Raw genomic sequence first — 5636 nt, forward strand, 5'->3', positions numbered from 1 at the left:
GTCAGCGGCGGGCGCCGGGGCCTCGGGAACCGGCCGGGAAGCGCCGTCTCAGTTGCCCGGTGCCGCCCGGCCGGCGCGGCCCAGGCCGGCCACCGCCGTCACGGCGCCGACGAGGCAGAGGACGCCGGTGACGAGGGCCGCCGTGTGCAGACCGTTCATGAAGGCCTGGTGGCTGCCCGAGACGACGGCCTCCGCGAGGGCGTCCGGCATGCGCGGGGAGACGGGGGCGACGCCCATCGCCACCGCGTCCCGGGCGTGGTGCAGTTCGGCCGCCGGGCCCGCGGGGACGCCCGCGGCGGTGAGTTCGCCGGTGAGCGTGGCGCCGACGCGCCCGCCGATCAGCGACATCAGCACCGACGTGCCGAGCGCGCCGCCGATCTGGAGGGCCGTGGCCTGGAGCCCGCCGGCCACGCCGGCGTCCCGGACCGGCGCCCGGCCCACGATCGCGTCGGAGGAGGCCGCGAGGACCATGCCGACGCCGAGCCCCAGCGCCACGAACGGCGGCCACATCGCCCCGTACGGGGAACCGGTGTCCCACGCCGCGATCCCGAACGCGGCCGCCGCCTGGAGCAGCATGCCCAGCGGCATGGTGAGCCGCGGCCCGAACCGTCCCGTCAGCGCCGCGCCCAGGGGAGAGGCGGCCAGGGAGGCGAGGCTCAGCGGCAGGGTGCGGACGCCGGCGTCGACGGGGGAGAGGCCCCGGACGTTCTGCAGGTACAGCATCACGAAGAAGATGACACCGAGCATGACGAAGAAGTTCAGAGCCGTGACAACCGTGCCGGTGGTCAGCGCGCGGTCCCGGAACAGCCGCATCGGGAGCAGCGGCTGCTCCACCCGGGTCTCGTACACACCGAAGCCGACGAGGAGCACAAGCCCGGCGGCGAGACAGCCCAGCGTGCCCGCCGAGGACCAGCCCCACGTCTCGCCCTTCACGACGCCGAGGACCAGGAGCAGCAGCGCCACCGCCAGAAGCAGGACGCCGGGGACGTCGAAGCGGCGCCCCGCGCCCTCGGAGCGCGCCTGCGGGAGGACGGCGGCGCCGAACAGCAGCGCCACGATCCCGATCGGCGCGTTGATGAAGAAGACGGACTCCCAGGAGACCCGCTCGACCAGCACGCCGCCGGCGATCGGGCCGAGCGCGGTGGAGACGGCCGAGACCATGGCCCAGATGCCGACGGCCGTACCGAACCGGCGGGGCGGGAAGGCCGCCCGGAGCAGACCGAGGGTGTTCGGCATGAGCAGGCCGCCGAAGAGGCCCTGGGCGGCGCGGAAGACGATCACGCCCTCGATGGAGCCGGACACGCCGATGGCGACGGAGGCGAGGGTGAAGCCGGCGACGCCGGCGAGGTAGAAGGTGCGGCGGCCGAACCGGTCGCCGAGCTTCCCGCCGAGGATGAGGGAGGCGGCGAGCGCCAGCAGGTAGGAGTTGGTGACCCACTGGAGATCGGCGGTGGAGGCCGAGAGGTCCCGTCCGATCGCGGGGTTGGCGATCGCCACGACGGACGCGTCGAGCTGCACCATGAACAGGCCGAAGGCGACGGCGGCCAAGGTGAACCAGGGGTTGGCCCGGAGGGACCGCCGCCCGGGGGTCCCGGGCGGCGGGGCGGAGGCGGGCAGGGCGGAGCGATCCACGGTCGTGGACGACATGGAGATGCCTTGTCTGTGCGGGGTTCTGCGGAGGAGCGGGGCCCGGGGAAGCGGGCCCCGCAGGAGTGGGTCGGGAAAGGCGCCCGGAGGGAGACGGAAGCCGGTGTCGGGGAAACCCGTACCGGCCACTACGCCGAACGAGTGAAGCGTGCGCGGGGAAGTGGTCCTCCGCGCCCTCCGGTGGCACGCGCGCGGGCGCGCCCGGCCGCCCGCTACTCGGTGGGGGAGGCGGGGCGCAGGTGACGCGTGAGCGAGTTCAGCGCGCCCACGGCGGAGCCCAGCGCGTCCTGCTCGCCGTCGGTGAGGAACTGCAGCGCATGCGCGAGGTGCTCGTGCTGGAGACGGTGCACCTCGGCCAGCTCCCGGCGCGCCCTGGCCGTGGGATGGAGGTGTGCGATCCGCTTGTCGGAGGGGTCCTGGCGGCGTTCGAGCAGGCCCCGCCCGGTGAGCTGCGAGACGAGCGTGCTGACGTTGTTCGCCCGCATGAGGAGCGCGTCGGCGGCCTCGCGGACGGTGATTCCCTCCTGGCGCGCGACGAGGGTCAGCAGGGCGATCTGCGCCTCGGACGGCTTGGGCAGCCCCAGGTCCTGGACGACACGCCGGTCGAGAGCCCGGTTCAGCGCGGGCAGGCAGACCGCGAGCGCGGAGGCGACGCGGTCGATGTCCTGGCCGGACGCGGGGGTGGCGGGCATGGTGCGAGGGTAGGTCTCACCGGATAGGTATGTCAAAAGAGGTTTTCGAACGCGTCGCGAACGGGTTCACTGAGGGCATGAGTGACCCATGGGACGTGCGGAGGTGAGGGAAGCGGTGGAACACACGGCGGACGGCGACGGCGGGGACCCGGGCCGGAGCGGGGTGCCGGCGGAGCCCGGGACGCCCTCCGACGCGGACCGTTTCCATGTGGAGATCGTCCGGGCCGGCGGCGCGCGGAAATCCGGGACGGTTGTTCTGGCCCCTGTGGGGGAACTCGATTACGACACCGTGGCACCGTTCCTCGCGGCGCTGGAGGCACACGCCGGGGCGGAGCGGGTCGTGGTGGACTGCTCACGGCTTCTGTTCTGTGACTCCACGGGACTGAACGCCCTGTTGCGGGCACGCTCGCGCGTGCTGCCGGAGGGCGGTCGTCTGGACCTCGCGGGCCTGCGCCCTCCGGTGGACCGGATGTTCGAGATCACCGGGGCCCGGACGGTCTTCCGGGTGTACGAGGACGTCGGCGAGGCGCTCGCCGACGCGTGGCCGGGTAACCGGTCCTGAAGGAGCCATGGTGGTGGAGGGAGAGATGGGCGAGGTCGCGGAGGGTGGAGCACAGGTGCGCCGGCTGATCCTGTCGGGAACCGGCAGGGTCGTCTCGCGCTGCCGGGGTTTCACCGCCGAGGCCCTGGCCGATTGGGGGTGGATCCCTCCGGACAGCGAGCCGGCGGGGGAGCGGATCGAGGACGTCCTGCTCCTCGTGTCCGAGGTCGTCACCAACGCGTGCCTGCACGCCGGCGGGCCGGAGGAGCTGGTGCTGCGGCACGCCCACGGCGTGCTGCGGGTGGAGGTCAGCGACCGCAGCCCGGACCCCCCGCGCAGACAGGCCCCCCGGTCGCCCGCCCTGCCGGGCGGTCACGGGCTGATACTCCTGGACCGCCTCGCGGGCGACTGGGGGTCCGTGCCCCGGCCGGACGGGGGCGTCGGCAAGGTCGTGTGGCTGGAGATCAACCTTCCTGAACGTCCTCGCTGGCACCGTCCTCGGTGAGGCCCTCCCTCAGCTCCGCGAGGATCCGGGAGAGCAGCCGCGAGACGTGCATCTGGGAGAGGCCGATCCGCTGGCCGATCTCCGCCTGGGTGAGTTCCTCGCCGAAACGGAGCGAGAGGATCTGCCGGTCCCGGTCGTCCAGCCGGGCGATGAGCGGCTTCAGCGACTCCAGGCACTCGATCAGCTCGTAGGCGGGCTCCGCCTCGGCCACCTGGCGCCCTCCGGCGCCGGAGCCGGGCGAGGAGTCGTCGCCGGCCGGGGCGTCGAGGGAGCGGGCCGCGTAACCGTTGGCCGCGAGCTCGCCCTCCGCCACGGTCTCCTCGCTGAGGTGCAGCTGCGCGGCCAGCTCGGCGCGCGTGGGGTGGTGGCCGAGCCGCTGCTCCAGGGCGTCCAGCGCCTTCGCCACGTCGATGCGCAGCTCCTGGAGCCGGCGCGGGACGCGAACCGCCCAGCTGGTGTCGCGGAAGAACCGTTTCATCTCCCCGACGACCGTCGGCAGCGCGAAGGTCGAGAACTCGATGCCGCGACTCGGGTCGAACCGGTCGATCGCCTTGATCAGGCCGATGGTGCCGACCTGGATGATGTCCTCCATCGGCTCCGCGCGGTTGCGGAAGCGACGGGCGGCGAACTTCACCAGGCTGAGGTTCAGCTCCACGAGGGTGTTGCGCACGTACGCGAACTCCACGGTGCCCTCGTCCAGCTCGCCCAGCCGCTGGAACAGGGCGACGGAAAGGGTCTGCGCGTCGTCCGTGGAGACGGCCGTCGGCCGCTCCGGCTCGGGCAGCCCGTCGAGCGCCGCCCGCCGCGTCGCCGGGTCCGGCGCGCGGGGGTCCACGGCCGGACGGCCGGTGGGGGCGGGACGGTCGATCGCCGGGCCGTCGGGGGCGGGGTGCTGTGAACGGACGGTTTCCATGATCACGCGTTCGGTCGTCGGACGGTGGGCGGTCGTGCGGTCGCTTGTGGTGGACATGGGGCTCCTTCGACGGGGGGCGGGCGGTGGGCCTGCGCCGCGCCGGACGGCGGCGGGGGTCCGTCGGTCGAGCGTCCTGGCAAAAGGATTCCCGTAATTGCCTGCTTTGACACGATTTAACACGAAGAGGGATCTCGCATCCCGGCGTGCTCCGCGGCGGGATGCGCACCCCCGTCCGGCACAGGTGCGGCCCGTCCCCGCCGCGCGCCGTCCGGGCATGTCTGAGCCGCCCGCGAGCGGGTAGCCGCCCGGTCGAGGGACCCGGCCGTCCGGCGGACCGGCTGCCGGCCCGGGAGGAGGTGTTCGCGATGGACGACGTGCGGCTCTCCCCGCGCGAGCGGCGCATTCTGGCGGAGATCGAGGAGCAGCTCGGCCGCGACGAACCGCTCGCGCGCCGGTTCGGAACGGCCCCGAGCGGCCTCCGGTTGCCGGGCGCACCTGTCCCCGGTAGGTATCGGCTGCGGCCCGCCCTGGCGCTCGCGGCGCTCGGCGCGGCCACCCTCGCCCTGCTCGTGCTCGCCGTCACCACCGAGGCACCGGCCCTGATCTGGGCCTTCGCCACCGCCTGGGTCCTCACCCTGGTGGTGCTGCTCCGGCTGGTCGTCCGCTGGACACGGCACGGGACAGGGGACCCGCGTACACCCGGATGAACCACGACCGAACCAGGAGAGGAACCGACATGCCCCGTGGATCGAGTCCCAAGCGGGAACGGCAGTACGAGCACATCAAGGACAGCGCCCGGAAGCGGGGAGAGAGCGAGAAGCGCTCGGAGGAGATCGCCGCGCGCACCGTCAACAAGGAACGCGCCCGCTCGGGGGAGTCCAGGACCGCGAGCAAGAGCTCCACCGAGGACATGTCCTCCTCGCGGCGGGGCGGCAAGCGCTCGCACAGCGGTTCCGAGGGGCCGACCTACGACCAGCTGTACGCCGAGGCGCAGCGCCGCAACGTGCACGGCCGGTCCTCGATGAACAAGGCGGAGCTCAAGCGCTCGCTGGACAAGTGACCGCCCGGCCGCAGGCCTCACGCGTACCAAAGGGCCCCCGCCCCGGAGACGTCCGGGGCGGGGGCCGTGGATGAGGGGGACCGGCGGTGGTGCCGCCGCGGAGGGTCGTTCACCAGCGGTACCAGCGGGAGCCGCTGCCCCTCATGAGGAAGCCGAGGAGCCACAGCACGAGCACCGCGATGGCCACGTACCAGAGCACCTCGAGCGCGAATCCGGCGCCGAACAGGATGAGGACGACCAGCAGGACGAGGAGAAGGGGAACCATCGGGGCCTCCTTG

At 73.3% G+C, this 5636-nt stretch carries 8 protein-coding genes; 4 read left to right on the plus strand and 4 right to left on the minus strand.

What is annotated here, in order from left to right; translation table 11 throughout:
• Window positions 1–48 precede the first annotated feature (48 nt).
• Both RIF68_RS25435 and RIF68_RS25440 read right to left on the minus strand, forming a co-directional pair.
• On the minus strand, window positions 49–1647 hold the full coding sequence (locus RIF68_RS25435; protein ID WP_309053634.1) for an MFS transporter: 1599 nt from the start codon (window positions 1645–1647) through the stop codon (window positions 49–51).
• Between the two features lie 212 nt (window positions 1648–1859).
• A complete protein-coding gene (locus tag RIF68_RS25440; protein WP_309053635.1) occupies window positions 1860–2339 on the minus strand; it encodes a MarR family transcriptional regulator in 480 nt (159 codons plus the stop codon).
• 115 nt (window positions 2340–2454) lie between these two features.
• On the opposite strand from RIF68_RS25440, the gene RIF68_RS25445 reads away from it, so the two are divergent.
• Both RIF68_RS25445 and RIF68_RS25450 read left to right on the plus strand, forming a co-directional pair.
• Window positions 2455–2901, plus strand: a complete 447-nt coding sequence (locus RIF68_RS25445) for an STAS domain-containing protein (RefSeq protein WP_309053636.1) — start codon at window positions 2455–2457, stop codon at window positions 2899–2901.
• A 7-nt stretch (window positions 2902–2908) separates the two neighbouring features.
• On the plus strand, window positions 2909–3385 hold the full coding sequence (locus RIF68_RS25450) for an ATP-binding protein (RefSeq protein WP_309053637.1): 477 nt from the start codon (window positions 2909–2911) through the stop codon (window positions 3383–3385).
• On the opposite strand, the gene RIF68_RS25455 is transcribed toward RIF68_RS25450, so the two are convergent.
• Window positions 3345–4298 (minus strand): SigB/SigF/SigG family RNA polymerase sigma factor, encoded by a 954-nt coding sequence (locus tag RIF68_RS25455; protein ID WP_375165117.1) that lies wholly within the window; start codon window positions 4296–4298, stop codon window positions 3345–3347. The two genes, RIF68_RS25450 and RIF68_RS25455, sit on opposite strands and share 41 nt — an antisense overlap.
• Window positions 4299–4663: 365 nt before the next feature.
• Between RIF68_RS25455 and RIF68_RS25460 the strand changes: the two genes are divergently transcribed.
• Both RIF68_RS25460 and RIF68_RS25465 read left to right on the plus strand, forming a co-directional pair.
• Window positions 4664–5005, plus strand: a complete 342-nt coding sequence (locus RIF68_RS25460; protein ID WP_309053639.1) for a DUF3040 domain-containing protein — start codon at window positions 4664–4666, stop codon at window positions 5003–5005.
• Window positions 5006–5034: 29 nt separating this feature from the next.
• On the plus strand, window positions 5035–5358 hold the full coding sequence (locus tag RIF68_RS25465; protein WP_309053640.1) for a plasmid stabilization protein: 324 nt from the start codon (window positions 5035–5037) through the stop codon (window positions 5356–5358).
• A 109-nt stretch (window positions 5359–5467) separates the two neighbouring features.
• Here RIF68_RS25465 and RIF68_RS25470 read toward each other — a convergent pair whose 3' ends face one another.
• On the minus strand, window positions 5468–5623 hold the full coding sequence (locus RIF68_RS25470; RefSeq protein ID WP_309053641.1) for a hydrophobic protein: 156 nt from the start codon (window positions 5621–5623) through the stop codon (window positions 5468–5470).
• Window positions 5624–5636: the final 13 nt, after the last annotated feature.

Origin of the sequence: Streptomyces sp. (genome assembly GCF_031178505.1) — a bacterium.
GTDB lineage: Bacteria > Actinomycetota > Actinomycetes > Streptomycetales > Streptomycetaceae > Streptomyces > Streptomyces gulbargensis.